15 protein-coding genes are annotated in these 14,410 nt (G+C 51.6%); 4 read left to right on the top strand and 11 right to left on the bottom strand.

The genetic code is table 11. From position 1 onward, the window contains the following. Nucleotides 1–95: 95 nt before the first annotated feature. The 3 genes from rnhC (at nucleotide 96) to EVJ33_RS11905 (ending at nucleotide 3,242) form a co-directional block, all read left to right on the top strand. Entirely contained in the window at nucleotides 96–1,007 is a 912-nt protein-coding gene (rnhC, locus tag EVJ33_RS11915) for a ribonuclease HIII (RefSeq protein WP_131437404.1), read from the top strand. Nucleotides 1,008–1,079: 72 nt separating this feature from the next. Continuing rightward, on the top strand, nucleotides 1,080–1,892 hold the full coding sequence (locus EVJ33_RS11910) for an alpha/beta fold hydrolase (protein WP_131437402.1): 813 nt from the start codon (nucleotides 1,080–1,082) through the stop codon (nucleotides 1,890–1,892). A 327-nt stretch (nucleotides 1,893–2,219) separates the two neighbouring features. Continuing rightward, on the top strand, nucleotides 2,220–3,242 hold the full coding sequence (locus EVJ33_RS11905) for a PTS sugar transporter subunit IIC (RefSeq protein WP_131437495.1): 1,023 nt from the start codon (nucleotides 2,220–2,222) through the stop codon (nucleotides 3,240–3,242). A 45-nt stretch (nucleotides 3,243–3,287) separates the two neighbouring features. On the opposite strand, the gene pheT is transcribed toward EVJ33_RS11905, so the two are convergent. The 9 genes from pheT to infC all read right to left on the bottom strand — a co-directional run bounded on the left by pheT (nucleotide 3,288) and on the right by infC (nucleotide 10,841). Continuing rightward, on the bottom strand, nucleotides 3,288–5,663 hold the full coding sequence (pheT, locus tag EVJ33_RS11900; protein ID WP_131437400.1) for a phenylalanine--tRNA ligase subunit beta: 2,376 nt from the start codon (nucleotides 5,661–5,663) through the stop codon (nucleotides 3,288–3,290). 12 nt (nucleotides 5,664–5,675) lie between these two features. Beyond that, on the bottom strand, nucleotides 5,676–6,698 hold the full coding sequence (pheS, locus tag EVJ33_RS11895) for a phenylalanine--tRNA ligase subunit alpha (protein WP_131437398.1): 1,023 nt from the start codon (nucleotides 6,696–6,698) through the stop codon (nucleotides 5,676–5,678). Nucleotides 6,699–6,999: 301 nt separating this feature from the next. Beyond that, on the bottom strand, nucleotides 7,000–7,746 hold the full coding sequence (locus EVJ33_RS11890; RefSeq protein WP_131437396.1) for a TrmH family RNA methyltransferase: 747 nt from the start codon (nucleotides 7,744–7,746) through the stop codon (nucleotides 7,000–7,002). Between the two features lies 1 nt (nucleotide 7,747). Then, nucleotides 7,748–8,827, bottom strand: coding sequence for a M42 family metallopeptidase (locus tag EVJ33_RS11885; protein ID WP_131437394.1), 1,080 nt, complete (start codon nucleotides 8,825–8,827; stop codon nucleotides 7,748–7,750). Between the two features lie 23 nt (nucleotides 8,828–8,850). Then, nucleotides 8,851–9,333, bottom strand: a complete 483-nt coding sequence (locus tag EVJ33_RS11880; protein WP_029595195.1) for a dUTP diphosphatase — start codon at nucleotides 9,331–9,333, stop codon at nucleotides 8,851–8,853. Nucleotides 9,334–9,356: 23 nt separating this feature from the next. Beyond that, nucleotides 9,357–9,611 carry a hypothetical protein gene (locus EVJ33_RS11875; RefSeq protein WP_034778195.1) on the bottom strand — a complete coding sequence of 85 codons (255 nt, stop codon included), beginning with the start codon at nucleotides 9,609–9,611 and terminating at the stop codon, nucleotides 9,357–9,359. An 86-nt stretch (nucleotides 9,612–9,697) separates the two neighbouring features. Then, on the bottom strand, nucleotides 9,698–10,057 hold the full coding sequence (rplT, locus tag EVJ33_RS11870; protein WP_021065642.1) for a 50S ribosomal protein L20: 360 nt from the start codon (nucleotides 10,055–10,057) through the stop codon (nucleotides 9,698–9,700). Nucleotides 10,058–10,085: 28 nt separating this feature from the next. Next, a complete protein-coding gene (rpmI, locus tag EVJ33_RS11865) occupies nucleotides 10,086–10,280 on the bottom strand; it encodes a 50S ribosomal protein L35 (RefSeq protein WP_021065641.1) in 195 nt (64 codons plus the stop codon). Nucleotides 10,281–10,310: 30 nt separating this feature from the next. Next, complete coding sequence (infC, locus tag EVJ33_RS11860; RefSeq protein WP_021065640.1) at nucleotides 10,311–10,841, bottom strand: translation initiation factor IF-3; 531 nt, start codon at nucleotides 10,839–10,841, stop codon at nucleotides 10,311–10,313. Nucleotides 10,842–11,179: 338 nt separating this feature from the next. Here infC and EVJ33_RS11855 point away from each other — a divergent pair, with 338 nt between their 5' ends. Continuing rightward, nucleotides 11,180–11,389 (top strand): hypothetical protein, encoded by a 210-nt coding sequence (locus EVJ33_RS11855; RefSeq protein WP_021065639.1) that lies wholly within the window; start codon nucleotides 11,180–11,182, stop codon nucleotides 11,387–11,389. Nucleotides 11,390–11,442: 53 nt separating this feature from the next. On the opposite strand, the gene EVJ33_RS11850 is transcribed toward EVJ33_RS11855, so the two are convergent. Beyond that, a complete protein-coding gene (locus tag EVJ33_RS11850; protein ID WP_131437493.1) occupies nucleotides 11,443–12,306 on the bottom strand; it encodes a DUF1002 domain-containing protein in 864 nt (287 codons plus the stop codon). 113 nt (nucleotides 12,307–12,419) lie between these two features. Continuing rightward, on the bottom strand, nucleotides 12,420–14,357 hold the full coding sequence (gene thrS, locus EVJ33_RS11845) for a threonine--tRNA ligase (RefSeq protein ID WP_131437392.1): 1,938 nt from the start codon (nucleotides 14,355–14,357) through the stop codon (nucleotides 12,420–12,422). Nucleotides 14,358–14,410 lie beyond the last annotated feature (53 nt).

Here is a 14,410-nt window from a genome sequence, read left to right as displayed (position 1 = left end):
TCACTCCTCTATACGTTTAGAGCGAAACTTTGGTTTCAAAATATCTAAAAAAAATGTAAGATGGATTTGCTAGAGTTAGAAAGGAAGTGCTCACGTTGGGCAATCAAGTCATCAAATTGTCGACCGCGGCCCAAGAACAACTCATTGCGAGTTACCGGGTGCATGCGGTCAATCCTCCGCCACACGCGCGGTTTAGCGCCAAGACACCTCAGTGTGTGATTACGGTCTATAATTCGGGTAAAGTCATGTTCCAAGGTCGCGATGCTGAAAACGAGGCCGCCAAATGGGGAACGAGTATTAAAAAAGAACCGAGCACGCCAAAAAACGTGTTGCCGGACGGTTTCTCGGACTGGTCCGTCATCGGGAGCGATGAAGTCGGAAAAGGGGACTATTTCGGACCGCTCGTCGTCGTTGCCGCATATGTACCAAAAGAAAAAATCGCCCTCGTCAAAGAGCTCGGGGTGAAAGACTCAAAACTGTTATCGGACACAGAAATCTTCCGCATCGCAAAAGACCTGCACGTCACCATCACGTATCAGAAGGCAACGTTACACAATCCGGCGTATAATAAGATGCAACGGACGATGACCCAAGGTAAAATGACAGCGATTGCGCATAACGCCGCCTTATCCGCCTTGTTACAAAAACTTGACGCGACGCCGGACGCGATTTTAATCGATCAATTCGCTGAAAAAAGCGTCTATTATAACCATTTACGATCTGAAAAGGCGGTCGTCAAAGACGACGTCTATTTCTCGACGAAAGCGGAAGGACTGCACGTCGCTGTGGCCGCCGCCTCGATTCTTGCCCGCGCCTTGTTCTTAAAAGAAATGGACAAGTTAAGCGCAACACTCGGGGTCACGTTACCGAAAGGCGCCGGCGCCAAAGTCGATCAAGTCGCTGCTGAGTTGATTATCCGCCATGGTCAGGAACGTTTGAATGAGGTGGCGAAAGTGCACTTCGCCAATACGAAAAAAGCAATCCGGTTGAGTGAGCTGAAACGATAGTCCTCACTTCGAAGATATGGTATATTATTTTTAGGGTTTAATGAACTTAAAAATTTTTGGGGGATAGCGTTCATGTTGCATTATAAAACGTACACATTAAGCGACGACCACCCTTGGGTCATCTTCATCCATGGCGCAGGTGGCAGTCTGTCGCATTGGTATCGTCAAATTCGGCCGTTCAAAAAAAAATATAACGTGCTCTTGCTCGACCTTCGCGGACACGGCGGCTCATACGACGCCGAACAGTCGTTGAACCAACCGCTGAACGCGTATACGCTCGACGTTGTCGTCGAAGACGTCGTCGAGGTCATGGACCACTTGAACATCGAAAAAGGACATATGGTCGGCTTGTCGCTCGGGACGATTGTCATTCAGGCGATGTTCGAGCATCATCCGGAGCGAATCGCTTCCGTCGTTCTCGGTGGAGCCATCGTCAAATTCAACGTCCGCTCGACGTTGTTGATTCGCCTCGGTAGTCTCGTACAAAGCTTCGTGCCGTACATGTGGCTATATCAGCTGTTCGCATGGATTTTGTTACCGAAGAAGCGTCATAAAAAATCACGTATGATGTTCGTCCGCGACGCGGCCAACCTTTGCCAGCGCGAGTTTATCCGCTGGTTCAAAATGACCGAAAATATGAATCCGTTGCTTCGTCACTTCTCGTCAATTGAGACGAACGTACCGATCCTCTATATTATGGGTGATGAGGACTACATGTTCCTCGAAGCCGTCGAACGGACCGCGAAACATCAACCGACCGCTCGGGTCCAGGTCGTCTCGGACTCAGGTCACGTCGTCAATGTCGACCAACCCGATCGCTTCAATTCGATCTCGATGGCGTTCATCGATCAACAAGTCGGCTCGCTCGCGGCCAGCACATCTTAATCGAAGACGTCCCTTCATCGGGCCGTCTTTCTTTTTTATCGGTTTTCAATTTTTTTCAAATAAATTTTCAGAAAATATTGATTATTGAAAATTATCGTGTTACTCTTAGACAAATCTTAACAAGCGGAGGAGCTGGCACTGATGAAAACCCATGCACAACACGGCCTACTGATTATTATTCGACTGAGGGACTGAAAATCGACTCGATAACCGAGACGAATTTTTGGGCCCTTGTTTCGATGGTTTCGGACGAGGCGCTCATGATTTGACCGACGCGCCTATCCAATCTGGATAGGTTTTTTTATTGGATTGACACACATAGAGGAGATGATGGAAGTGAAACAGTACGCAATGGATCGAATGATCAAAATATCAGCAGGAATGGCAAGCGCCGTCCTCGTCACGCTCGGGGTCGGACTCTTGATTGAAACGATTGGGAAGATGGCCGGGATTGAGACACTCGTCTTGATCGGGCAAGTCGCGAAGTCATTACTCGCCCCGGCACTCGGTGCCGGTGTCGCTTACCAGCTCGGCGGCAATACGCTTATTTTGTTCAGCTCGATGATTGCGGCAACCGTCGGTGGTGCGGCGCTCCAAGCGACCGAGAGCGGACTCGTGCTCGTACCCGGTCAACCAATTAGCGCCTTGATTGCAGCTGCGGCTGCGGTATGGTTAGGCAAACGTGTTCTCGGCAAGACGAAATTTGACATGATGGTCGTCCCGGTCACAGCCGTTCTCGGCGGCGGCATCGTCGGAGTCGGCGCAGCCGCCGTCACGACGCCGCTCATCAACTCGATCAGCGCGAGCATCACCGCCTCGGTCAATACGTCACCGATTGCGACATCACTTGTCATCGCGCTCGTGTTCAGTGTCATGCTCATGTCACCGGCTTCATCGGCCGCACTCGCCATCGCACTTCAGCTCGACCCGGTCGCCAGCGCCGCTGCATTGATCGGATGTACGGCCCAGTTCGTCGGCTTCACACTCATGGCGTATCGTCAAACGGATCCGGGCGGTTTGGTCGCCTCGTTCTTCGTCACACCGAAAGTGCAGTTCCCGAACGTCGTCAAAAACCCTCGAGTCCTTATGCCACCGTTCATCGCGGCGATGGTTAGCGCACCGATTGCAACACTCGTCTTCTCTCTCGAAGTCCCATACGAGATTGCGGGACTCGGGCTCAACTCGTTGATCGCGCCGCTCAACATCCTTGCCGCGCAAGGAATGGACGCGTTCCTCATCTTCGTCGGAACAGGAGTCGTCCTTCCAGCCGTCATCACGCTCGTCTTGTATAAAGTGACTTGCCTTGTCGGTTGGACAAAGTTCGGCGATTTGGCACTCGAAGTCCAGTAATCACAAAAAAGCGGTGTCCACGTAAAAGGGACACCGCTTTTTGAGTTATGCGCGAACTTCCGCACCATGGGCCGCTTGAACGGCAGTGAGAATCGCTTCATAGGACGCCGTCACTTCTTCATCCTGAAGTGTACGGGTCGGGTCTTGATACTTGAGCGAGAAGGCGATCGACTTTTCATCGTCTCCTACGTTTTCGCCGACATACACATCGAACAAGGCGAGATCGATCAAAAGCGGTCCGGCCGCCTGTTTGATCGTCGCTTCGACTTGACCGGCCGGGATGCCCCGCTTCAAGACGAGCGCCAAGTCGCGTGAAATCGACGGGAAACGCGGCACGTCTTCATAGACGAGTTGGGTCGTTTCATTCAATACGTCCAAGTCGAGCTCGAATACGTACACTTCTTTCAATCCATACACGTCCTTCGACACACCCGGATGGACTTGACCGACGTAGCCGATGACACGCCCGTCAACGAGGACGTTCGCTGTCCGGCCCGGATGCATGTCCGCAATCGTCGCCGCCTCATATGTCGCCTCGATGCGAAGCGTATGCAACAGCGTACCGACGATTCCCTTGGCGACGAAGTAGTCGACCGGGACACGTGTGCCTTGTGAACGATGGTCATACCAAAGCCCCGTCAACACACCGGCGACACGTTCTGTTTCACGTGGCAACGTCTCTCCTTGCTCCACATAGACGCGTCCTGTTTCATATAACCGCACGTTCGCTTGTTGGCGGGACGTGTTGTATCGTGCCGCTTCTAAGAGACCTGGGACAAGTGACGTTCGGAGCACTGAGCGCTCTTCGCTCATCGGCATCGCTAAGTTGACTCGACCCGAACCTTCTCCACTGAAGCGTGAGGCGTGCCCGACGCTCGTGAGCGAATACGTGATCGCTTGCGACAATCCTGCGCCTTGAAGGACACGACGGACACGACGGCGCAACACGTTTTCTTTCGGGAGGTACCCTTTCGAATATGATGCTGGAAGGCTCGAAGGAAGACTGTCATAGCCATAGAGGCGTGCCACTTCTTCCGTGATATCGGCTGGTAACTCCAAGTCAGGACGGCGTGACGGTACGTGAACCGTCAATGCCTCGTCTCCAGTCACCTCGAGACCGAGACGCTCTAAAATGCGGACGATCGTCTCTTGCTCGAGGTCCATTCCGAGTCGATGGTTGATATAAGCGACCGAGACGTCAATCGTCCGGGCTGCTGACTCTTTGTCCCCAGCGACGACGATGTCGCTAATTGTGCCACCGCTCACTTCGACGATGAGTTCGGCGGCACGGTCGAGGGCCAATTGCAACCGTTCCGGGTCGACCCCTTTTTCAAAGCGGGCACTCGAATCCGAGCGTAAACCGAGCGTACGGCTCGTCTTACGGACCGATGCCGGTGCGAAGTAGGCCGACTCGAGGATGATACTCGACGTCGTCGCATCGACTTCGGTGTTCGCTCCACCCATGACGCCAGCGATGGCGACAGGATGCTCGCCGTCCGTGATGACCATCATCGAGGTATCGAGCGTACGCGTCGCATCGTCGAGCGTAACAATCTCTTCGCCGTCATGTGCTTGACGGACGGCGATTGTCGTCCCGAGTTTCACCGTATCAAACGCGTGGAGCGGCTGGCCGAGCTCGAGCATGACGTAGTTCGTCACGTCGACGACGTTGTTGATTGGACGTACACCTTCAGCAATCAAGACGTTCTTTAACCATTGCGGCGAGTCTTGAATCGTCACATTATCGATGCGCCGTGTCGCATAGTATGGACAGTTGTCTGTCTCGAGACGAACGCTGACCGTGTTCGGTACATCTGTTGTCACATCTGCCGTCGGTAACGTATACGGCCGCTCGAGAATCGCCGCGACTTCATGGATGATTCCATAGAGGCTCAAGCAATCCGAGCGGTTCGGCGTCAATCCGAGCTCGATGACTTCGTCGTCAAGATCGAGTAAGCTGATGACGTCCGCACCGACCTCGACCGATTCGCGGAACGTGTGAATCCCGTCCTGTTCATCTTCACGAATTTGTTTCTTCTCGAAACCAAGTTCTTCGAGGGAACAAATCATCCCTTGCGACTCGACACCACGAAGTTTTGCTTTCTTGATTTTGAGTCCGGGGAGACGAGCACCTACCGTCGCCACGATGACGTGTTGACCGGCAGCGACATTCGGTGCGCCACAAACGATTTGGACTGGACTCTCGGCACCAATATCGACTGTCGTCACGTTTAACTTGTCTGCCTCCGGATGTTTCTCGCACGAGAGGACATGGCCGACGACGAGTCCCGACATCCCTTCGGCGCGGCTGACGACGCTCTCGACTTCGATTCCATTTTTCGTAATCAAGTCACCGAGCACTTGCCCGCTCAAATCCGATACATCAATATATTGATTCAACCATTTTTTCGATAATAACATATGTGATCCCCCTTAGAATTGCTCGATGAAACGTAGATCGTTTGTATAGAAGTGGCGAATATCATCCACCCCATGTTTTAACATCGCCATCCGTTCGACACCAATCCCGAACGCGAAACCAGACATTTTCGTCGAATCATAGCCAGCCATCTCAAGAACACGTGGATGGACCATCCCGCCTCCGAGAATCTCAATCCAGCCCGTCCCTTTACAAACGTTGCAGCCTTTACCGCCGCATTTGAAACAAGAGATATCGACTTCGACGGATGGTTCCGTGAATGGGAAGAAACTCGGACGAAGACGAATTTCGCGCGTCTCACCGAACAATTGTTTAACGAACACTTCGAGCGTACCTTTCAAGTCGGCCATCGAGATATGCTCATCGACGACGAGGCCTTCGATTTGCATGAACTGATGCGAGTGCGTCGCGTCATCCTCGTCGCGGCGGTACACTTTCCCCGGGCAGATGATACGAATCGGCTTACCGTCTGCTTGGAGCATCGTCCGCGCCTGAACCGGCGACGTGTGTGTCCGAAGGAGCGTCTCGTCTGTGATATAGAACGAGTCTTGCATGTCACGTGCCGGATGGTCTTTCGGTAAATTGAGCATCTCAAAATTGTAGAGGTCTGTCTCGACTTCCGGACCTTCAGCAATCGTATAGCCTAGACCGACGAACAAATCTTCCATCTCATCGACGATTTGTTGGAGCAAGTGGGTATGACCTGGCAGTGACGTCCGACCTGGGAGCGTGACATCAATCGTCTCAGCCGCGAGCTTCGCTTCGAGCTCGACTGCCTTCACTTCCTCGATCCGTGCCTCTAACGTGTCTTGGATTGTCGTCCGGACCGTGTTGACGAGTTCACCCACGACTGGTCGTTCTTCAGGAGACAGTTTCCCCATCCCACGAAGCACCTCGGTCATCGGCCCTTTTTTCCCTAAATATTTGATGCGGACATCGTTCAACTCTTTTTGTGACGACGCCGCTTGAATCTCCTGCAGCGCCTCTTGCTGTAATTGTTCTAACTGTTCTTTCATCCTTATTTCCTCCTCTACAAAAAAAGTCCCTCCAGTCGATGACTGAAGGGACGAATAATCGCGGTACCACCCTACTTGGCCGAAATCGGCCCACTTGAGAGCATCGGTATCGGGATGCTACCCCGGTGTTGTCTCCAACACGACTCGAGAGTGAATTCGGCGCCGACCAAGGCATCGGCTCGCAGTCTCGGCCCATGCTCCCTGTACTCGTTCGGTAGTTCGCGTACTATGCTCTTTCAACGTCTATTCGATATGTTGTTCGATGTTATAAACCTATCACGATTCAGCGGGGCTGACAAGATTATTGTAATGCGATCCGATACATGAGGATGCCGGCCGCGACAGCTGCGTTCAACGATTCAGCATCGCCGAGAACCGGGATATGGACACGGGTGTCGCATAGGTCGAGCACGTCGTTGTGGACGCCTTGGGCCTCGTTGCCGATGACGAGCGCGACTTTATCCTTAAAATCGACTTGTTCGTATGACGTCGCTTTTGCGAGCGCGGTTCCATACACATGGAACCCTTCGCTCTTCAATTCCGGCAACGTCTCGAGCAAGTCGACCGCGCGTACGTTCACGTGGAAGAGCGAACCTTGTGTCGCTCGGACGACTTTGGCATTGAACGGGTCGACCGTCCCTTTGCCGAGGAGGACCGTGTCAAATCCGGCCGCGTCCGCCGTGCGAATCATCGTTCCAAGGTTACCCGGGTCTTGAATCCGGTCGAGGACAAGCACATGCTTCATCTTCCGTTCAACGGGAGCCATCTTGACGACCGCGAAGACACCTTGCGTCTTCTCCGTTTCAGATAACAGGTCGGCCACATGGTCCGATAGTTCGAGGACAGGCATCTCATCGAGACGCCACGAACCTTTCGGAGAATACGATTCGCCCATAATCAGCTGAACGAGTCGTCCGGCGCGAATCGCCTCATCGACCAAATGCTCGCCTTCGACTAAAAATTGTCCGGACTCTTGTCTGCCTTTTTTCGTCATCAATCGCTTTAAGCGTTTGATCGTCTCACTTTTCGTAGACGTGATTTTCGTCATATTATCCCTCTTTCAACCATTGAACCGTTTCATGGTCGAGTCGTTTCGTGAGCGCTACGACCAAATCGACGGCTGCTTCATAATCTGCTTTGTGAATGATTGAGACATTCGTATGCAAATAACGGACCGGTACCGTGAGTGCGACGGCCGGCATCCCGACTCCAGACAAATGGAAGCGGCCTGCGTCCGTTCCGCCGCCCGGCGTCAAATCCAATTGGTACTTGATGTCGTTCTCTTTCGCCACTTCGACGATTAAATCGATGAGGCGTGGGTTCGTGATGGTCGTCGCATCGAAGAAGATGACTTGAACGCCTTCCCCGAGTTTCGACAATCCTTCTGCCGGTGTCATCCCTGGTGTATCTCCAGGAATACCTGTATCGACGGCGATGGCGACGTCCGGTTTGATCAAGTTAGCGGCCGTGACGGCACCGCGTAACCCGACTTCCTCTTGAACTGTCGCACCTGTGAAGACGACTCCTGGTGCGGCATCGTCTTTCAAGCGTTTTGCCGCTTCGATGGCGATGGCACAACCGATTCGGTTATCCCACGCTTTCGCCATCAAGAAATCTTCATTTTTCATGATTGTGAATTCACAGTGCGGGACGACCGTATCGCCCGGGCGAATGCCCCACTCCGCGACTTGATCTTTCGACGTCGCACCAATATCGAGGAACATATCTTTAATCTCGACAGGTTTCTTGCGCGCCTCGAGCGGAAGCACGTGCGGCGGTTTCGCTCCGATGACACCAGGGATTTTTTCGCCTGAGCGTGTGACGACGTCCATGCGTTGCGCGAGCAATACTTGGTTCCACCAGCCACCGAGCGCTTGGAAACGTAAGAAGCCACCTTCTTCGATTCGTGTCACCATGAAGCCGACTTCATCCATATGGCCAGCAATCATGACACGTGGGCCGTCTGCCTTGCCCGTCACTCGTCCGAACAGACTGCCTAGTCCGTCTTGTTCGAACGTTTCGACGTGTGGTTCTAAATACTCACGCATGAGTGAGCGGACTTCTCCTTCATTTCCAGGGACACCTGTGGCATCCGTCAAGCGTTTCAACATATGTAATGATTCGTTCATGGGGCATCGCTCCTTCACTTCGATTAGTAACCTTGATTTTGTCGCTCATGGTTCTTTTCATTTTTCGCCATATACGCCATGACCATCAACTCTTCATTGATGCCGAGCGTATAGCCAAGTTCGAGATAAGCCGCCATCAGCGTCTCGTACATCGGTTCCGTCTTCGACAAACCAAAGTTCGTCACTTTGCGGAACACGTCTAAAAAAGCGTCAGTCGCGTCAAGATACGAGCTACCAGCCGGGAACGAATCACGTTCATACCCGAGGGCAAGACCGAGCGACAATAAGAAATGAATGCCGTCGACATACTCTTCTAAGATCACGTCTTGAGGCGACGGGCCCTTCGTTGACCAAAATTTAAAACTACGGGTCTCATTGGCGAGTTCACCAAGCTCGACGAGCAAAGCAAGCAAACGCTCATCAAATTGGTTCCCGGATAGTTGATGTTCTTCTTTGATCCGCTCATCTAATTCACGTTGCCGATCAAACAATGTTGTCCAGTTCACCGGTTGCTCCTCCTATTCTCCATTCAAAGCAGTACTAAAATCATTAAAGACCAGCCGACTGCCAAAATCAATACTTGTATTTGAACACGTTTTGGGGCATGAACCGCCTTTTTACGCGTCAAATGAAGCCCGAACAAAGCACCGATGGCACCGCCGGCATAAGCATACAAGACGTTGAAATCACCTTCTCCGAGCGTGTAGCGTTTCGCCTGCAAGTACGTGTAGACGTTCAAGACGATGAGTGCCAGCGCGACAATGGCTAAGACTGATTGATCCATGGGACGTCCTCCTTATCTTAAGTCTAAGGAATTTATCAGAAAAAAGAAAGCGCCGAGATAAGGTCTCGGCGCTGTCGATTGAACGATTACGCGTTCAATTTTGATTTAGCTGTATCAGCAAGTGACGCGAATGCTTGTGCATCTGTCACAGCAAGCTCAGCAAGCATCTTACGGTTGATGTCGATCCCTGCGAGCTTGAGGCCGTGCATCATACGGCTGTATGAAAGACCGTTTGTGCGTGCTGCCGCATTGATACGTGTGATCCAAAGACGACGGAAATCACGTTTCTTTTGACGACGGTCACGGTAAGCGTACATGAGTGACTTCATGACTTGTTGTTTTGCTACTTTAAATAGAATGTGTTTCGAGCCAAAATAACCTTTGGCAAGCTTGATTTGCTTTTTACGACGTTGACGAGTCGTATAACCGCCTTTTACGCGTGGCATATGGTTTCCCTCCTAAATTCTTTCTGTATTACTTCGCGATCATGTTGCGAATGCGTTTGAAGTCTCCAGCTGAGACGATAGCACCTTTACGGAGCTTACGTTTCGCTTTAGTCGATTTGTTACCAAACAAGTGACTTGTGTAAGCGTGTGAACGCTTGAGTTTACCTGATGCAGTACGTTTGAAACGTTTAGAAGCACCACGGTGCGATTTCATTTTCGGCATGAGTATTTCCTCCCCACTATGACTCGATGATTAATCTTCTTTCTTCGGAGCCAGCACTAAGAACATGCTGCGTCCTTCCATCTTCGGCTTTTGCTCAACTGTTGCCAAGTCGGCACATTCCGCCGCCAATTTTTCCATGACGCGTCGGCCGATTTCCGAGTGTGTGATGGCGCGTCCGCGGAAACGGATCGACGCTTTCACTTTGTTACCATTTTCAAGGAATTTGCGAGCGTTACGCAATTTCGTTTGGAAATCGTTTTCCTCGATTGTCGGGCTGAGGCGCACTTCTTTCAATTGGATGACCTTTTGGTTTTTACGCGCTTCTTTCTCCTTTTTCTGGAGTTCGAAACGGTATTTCCCATAGTCCATGATTTTAGCGACCGGTGGGTTAGCTTTGTCGGCGACCAAGACGAGATCGAGTTCAGCCTCTTCTGCTAAACGTAATGCTTCATTACGCGATTGCACACCGAGTTGTGCACCGTCCGCTCCAATTAAGCGAACTTCACGGGCACGAATGTTTTCGTTGATAAAGAGCTCTTTGCTAATGGTTAGCACCTCCATCGTGCGGTTGCACGAGTTTTAGATTGATAAGACAACATGGCAATAAAAAAAGCGTCGGCAGTTTCCCGCCCACACATCATTTCGGAGACAGCAGAGACCAAGGCTCGACTGCTTCACGTACATGATGGACCTGACCGAATCTGTTCGGACGAGGTGAGAAGCGGGCGCTTCTGCTTTGTTGTATTTAATCACTATGTCATCTTAACACCAATAGGATTAAGATGTCAAGAATTCGCGCATGAATAATTGGTAGCTCACACTTTTATGATGATAACAGTCATTTCGCTGTTTCGCAACACCTTTTCCAAGGGAATAAAATAAAAAAGGAGGGATGGACCGTGTCTTGGAGAAAGCAAGTGAAAGACGACCATGATTATCACGACCAAATCAAACACATCGTTCAAGAGACGATGCGCCACCATGAGGTGAGTGATGCCAAGCTCGAAGCGATTTTGACGGACTTATTAGAAGAAATGAACCGAATCACCTTGAAGATTGTCGACGACCATGAGTCCGCTCGCGACTATATCCATAAACGATGGTATTGAAAAAAGGGCGCTCGCCCTTTTTTCAATACCATTTGTCACGTGGTCAACGTCGATCAATTCGTTAATGACTTGAAGAAATTGCTGAGTGCTTCGAACAAGCGGGCGAAGAAGCCTTGGACTTCCTCGGTCTCGAGGAACGCCTGGACGTCTTGTCCGGCCCCTTGTAGCCCGTTGCTGATCGCTCCCCAGTCCAGGTTCGCTTGTTGCATGTTCTCGAACAGCGTCGTCAATTGCGTCAACTGCGAATCAGACAATTGGACGTTGTTTTGATTCAACACTTGGATGACGATGTCGCGAATCTCGATGTTCGTCTCAGGTGCCTTGTTCGCAATCTCGGCTTTGATCTCGTTCATGAGACCGGCCACATCTTCTTGACCGACTGTCTTCCCGATTTCAGACGTGACAGCCAGTTCTTCCTGCGCCAAGTCTTTCCGCTCTTCGGACAATTGGATGCCTGTCTCTTCCGCTGTCTGATCGTACGCTTTCATGATGCCCGTCAACGCCGACGTCCCGGTGACACGAATCGGAGATGTGATGTATATGTCGGCATCGGTGACACCAGCGGTCACGAGCGCATTCGCATACATATCTTCGGTGACCCACGTCACGTTTTCCGTTTTGATATCGAGTCCAGTCCCGTCAGTCAATTTGATGCGGGCTGATGAATACATACCCCCGCCGCGCTGTGCTTGTGGGATGGCATCCCCTAAGTACTTATCTTCATCGGCCGCAGTCGTGATGATCGGTTCAATTCCAGCCGGTGCCTCAACTCGTTCGAGCACCCAATCCCGTTGGCTGGCTGATAATGATTCGCCGAGTGTGACAATCGTATCATCGACGATGGCTTCTGCGTTTACTTTTGGAATCATGCTTGTCGCGACGACCGAACCGATCGTCAACGCCACTAATGGTTTCATATAATTCAAAATGAATCACTCCTTTCTTCTACCTTACGTTTCCATCATCCGTTCCGCATCCGTCTTGAGACCGAAAAAAACGACCACCCTTCCGGCGAAGGATGGTCGACCGATTAACGTGAACGGTTCGCGATTTCTTCTGTGAGGGATGCCAAGAACGCATCGAGTGTGGCCGATACTTGTTCTTGCTGTCCGTAGCGGCGGATGTTGACCGCACGCTCATCGCGCTCTTTATCACCGAGGACGAGTGTCATCGGAATCTTCTTCATCTGTGCTTCTCGGATCTTATAGCCGAGCTTCTCATCACGGAGGTCCGTTTCGACACGGACACCGCGCTTGACGAGCTCTGCCTTCACTTCTGCGACATATTCGTCGTGAACGTGCGAGACAGGAATCAATTTGACTTGAACCGGGGCGAGCCATGTCGGGAACGCTCCTTTGTACTCTTCGATCAAGTAAGCGACGAAACGTTCCATCGTCGAGACGACTCCACGGTGAAGGACAATCGGGCGATGATCTTTGCCGTCCGGTCCTGTGTACGTCAAATCGAACCGCTCAGGAAGCAAGAAGTCGAGTTGGACCGTCGACAACGTCTCCTCTTTGCCGAGCGCCGTCCGGACTTGGACGTCAAGCTTCGGTCCATAGAACGCCGCTTCCCCATCCGCTTCGAAATACGGGAGTCCGAGTTCATCCATCGTCTCTTTCAACTGACGCTGGGCTGTTTCCCAAATCGCGTCGTTGTCGAAATATTTCTCTTTATCGGCCGGGTCACGGTATGACAAGCGGAAACGATAATCCTTAATCCCGAAGTCGGCGTACACTTCTTGAATCAAGTGGACGATATCTTTGAACTCTTGTTTCATTTGTTCTGGCGTGACGAACGTGTGCCCGTCGTTCAACACCATGTAACGGACGCGTTGGAGGCCTGTGAGCGCCCCTGACATCTCGTAACGGTGCATACCGCCGAGCTCAGCGATGCGAAGCGGGAGTTCGCGGTATGAGCGCGGCTCATGTTTATAGATTGTCATGTGGTGCGGGCAGTTCATCGGACGAAGGACGAGTTCTTCGTTGTCCATCTCCATTTTCGGGAACATATCGTCTTGATAGTGATCCCAGTGCCCAGATGTTTTATAAAGATCGACCGAACCGAGGACCGGTGTATAGACGTGCTGATACCCAAGCTCGAGCTCTTTGTCGACGATATAACGTTCGACCGTACGACGAATCGAGGCACCTTTCGGGAGCCACATCGGCAAACCTTGTCCGACTTCTTGCGACACGAAGAAGAGGTCGAGTTCTTTCCCGAGCTTGCGGTGGTCACGCTCTTTCGCTTCTTCTAACAAGCGCAAGTGTTCTGCGAGCTGTTCTTTTGTCGCGAACGCCGTCCCGTAAATGCGCTGAAGCATTTTATTATCTGAGTCACCGCGCCAGTATGCACCGGCCACGCTCATCAATTTGAACACTTTCAACTTCGAAGTCGACGGGACATGCGGCCCACGGCACAAGTCGAAGAATTCGCCTTGATGGTAAATCGTGAGCGTCTCGCTCGCTGGGATGTCTTCAATCAATTCGATTTTAAGCGGGTCCCCGAGCGCTTTATAGCGTTCGAGCGCTTCGTCGCGTGACACGACCTCACGAGTGATGTCCAAGTTTTCGTCGACGATTCGTTTCATCATCTTCTCAATCTCCGGGAGATCTTCTTCGTTGATGCGGCGGTCCATCTCGATATCGTAATAGAAGCCGTTCTCGATCGTCGGTCCAATCCCAAGGTAGATGCTACCTTCTTCGCCGTATAACCGTTTGATGGCTTGGGCCATCAAGTGGGCCGACGAATGGCGCATCAAATCGATGCCGTCTTCCGAATCCGGCATAACGAGCTCGATTTTGCCGTCCTGTTCAATCGGACGACGATAATCGATCATCTCGCCATCGATTTTCGCGGCGATTGCTTTTTTACGGAGTCCCGGACTGATCGAACCCGCTACTTCTTCTGCTGTGATCCCGGCCTCAAACTCTTTGACGGCCCCATCTGGAAATGTCAATTGAATCATGTGTCAACTTCCCCTCTCTACATTTAAAAGAAAATAAAAAAAGCCCATCCCTA

Origin of the sequence: Exiguobacterium sp. SL-10 (assembly GCF_004337025.1) — a bacterium.
In the GTDB taxonomy this organism is placed as follows: Bacteria; Bacillota; Bacilli; order Exiguobacteriales; family Exiguobacteriaceae; genus Exiguobacterium.
The sequence above is the reverse complement of the archived record's forward strand: the minus strand, read 5'-3'. Positions and strand labels throughout refer to the sequence as shown.

Bases quoted from the DNA above. Each gene is read 5' to 3' on its own strand.
- rpmI (WP_021065641.1), bottom strand. From the start codon at position 10,280: ATGCCGAAAATGAAATCGCACCGTGGTGCTTCTAAACGTTTCAAACGT.
- pheS (WP_131437398.1), bottom strand. From the start codon at position 6,698: ATGAAAGAACAGTTAGAACAATTACAGCAAGAGGCGCTGCAGGAGATT.
- EVJ33_RS11910 (WP_131437402.1), top strand. From the start codon at position 1,080: ATGTTGCATTATAAAACGTACACATTAAGCGACGACCACCCTTGGGTC.
- EVJ33_RS11905 (WP_131437495.1), top strand. From the start codon at position 2,220: ATGATGGAAGTGAAACAGTACGCAATGGATCGAATGATCAAAATATCA.
- EVJ33_RS11850 (WP_131437493.1), bottom strand. From the start codon at position 12,306: ATGAAACCATTAGTGGCGTTGACGATCGGTTCGGTCGTCGCGACAAGC.
- pheT (WP_131437400.1), bottom strand. From the start codon at position 5,663: ATGTTATTATCGAAAAAATGGTTGAATCAATATATTGATGTATCGGAT.
- infC (WP_021065640.1), bottom strand. From the start codon at position 10,841: ATGGAGGTGCTAACCATTAGCAAAGAGCTCTTTATCAACGAAAACATT.
- EVJ33_RS11875 (WP_034778195.1), bottom strand. From the start codon at position 9,611: ATGGATCAATCAGTCTTAGCCATTGTCGCGCTGGCACTCATCGTCTTG.
- rplT (WP_021065642.1), bottom strand. From the start codon at position 10,057: ATGCCACGCGTAAAAGGCGGTTATACGACTCGTCAACGTCGTAAAAAG.
- EVJ33_RS11885 (WP_131437394.1), bottom strand. From the start codon at position 8,827: ATGAACGAATCATTACATATGTTGAAACGCTTGACGGATGCCACAGGT.
- thrS (WP_131437392.1), bottom strand. From the start codon at position 14,357: ATGATTCAATTGACATTTCCAGATGGGGCCGTCAAAGAGTTTGAGGCC.
- EVJ33_RS11890 (WP_131437396.1), bottom strand. From the start codon at position 7,746: ATGACGAAAATCACGTCTACGAAAAGTGAGACGATCAAACGCTTAAAG.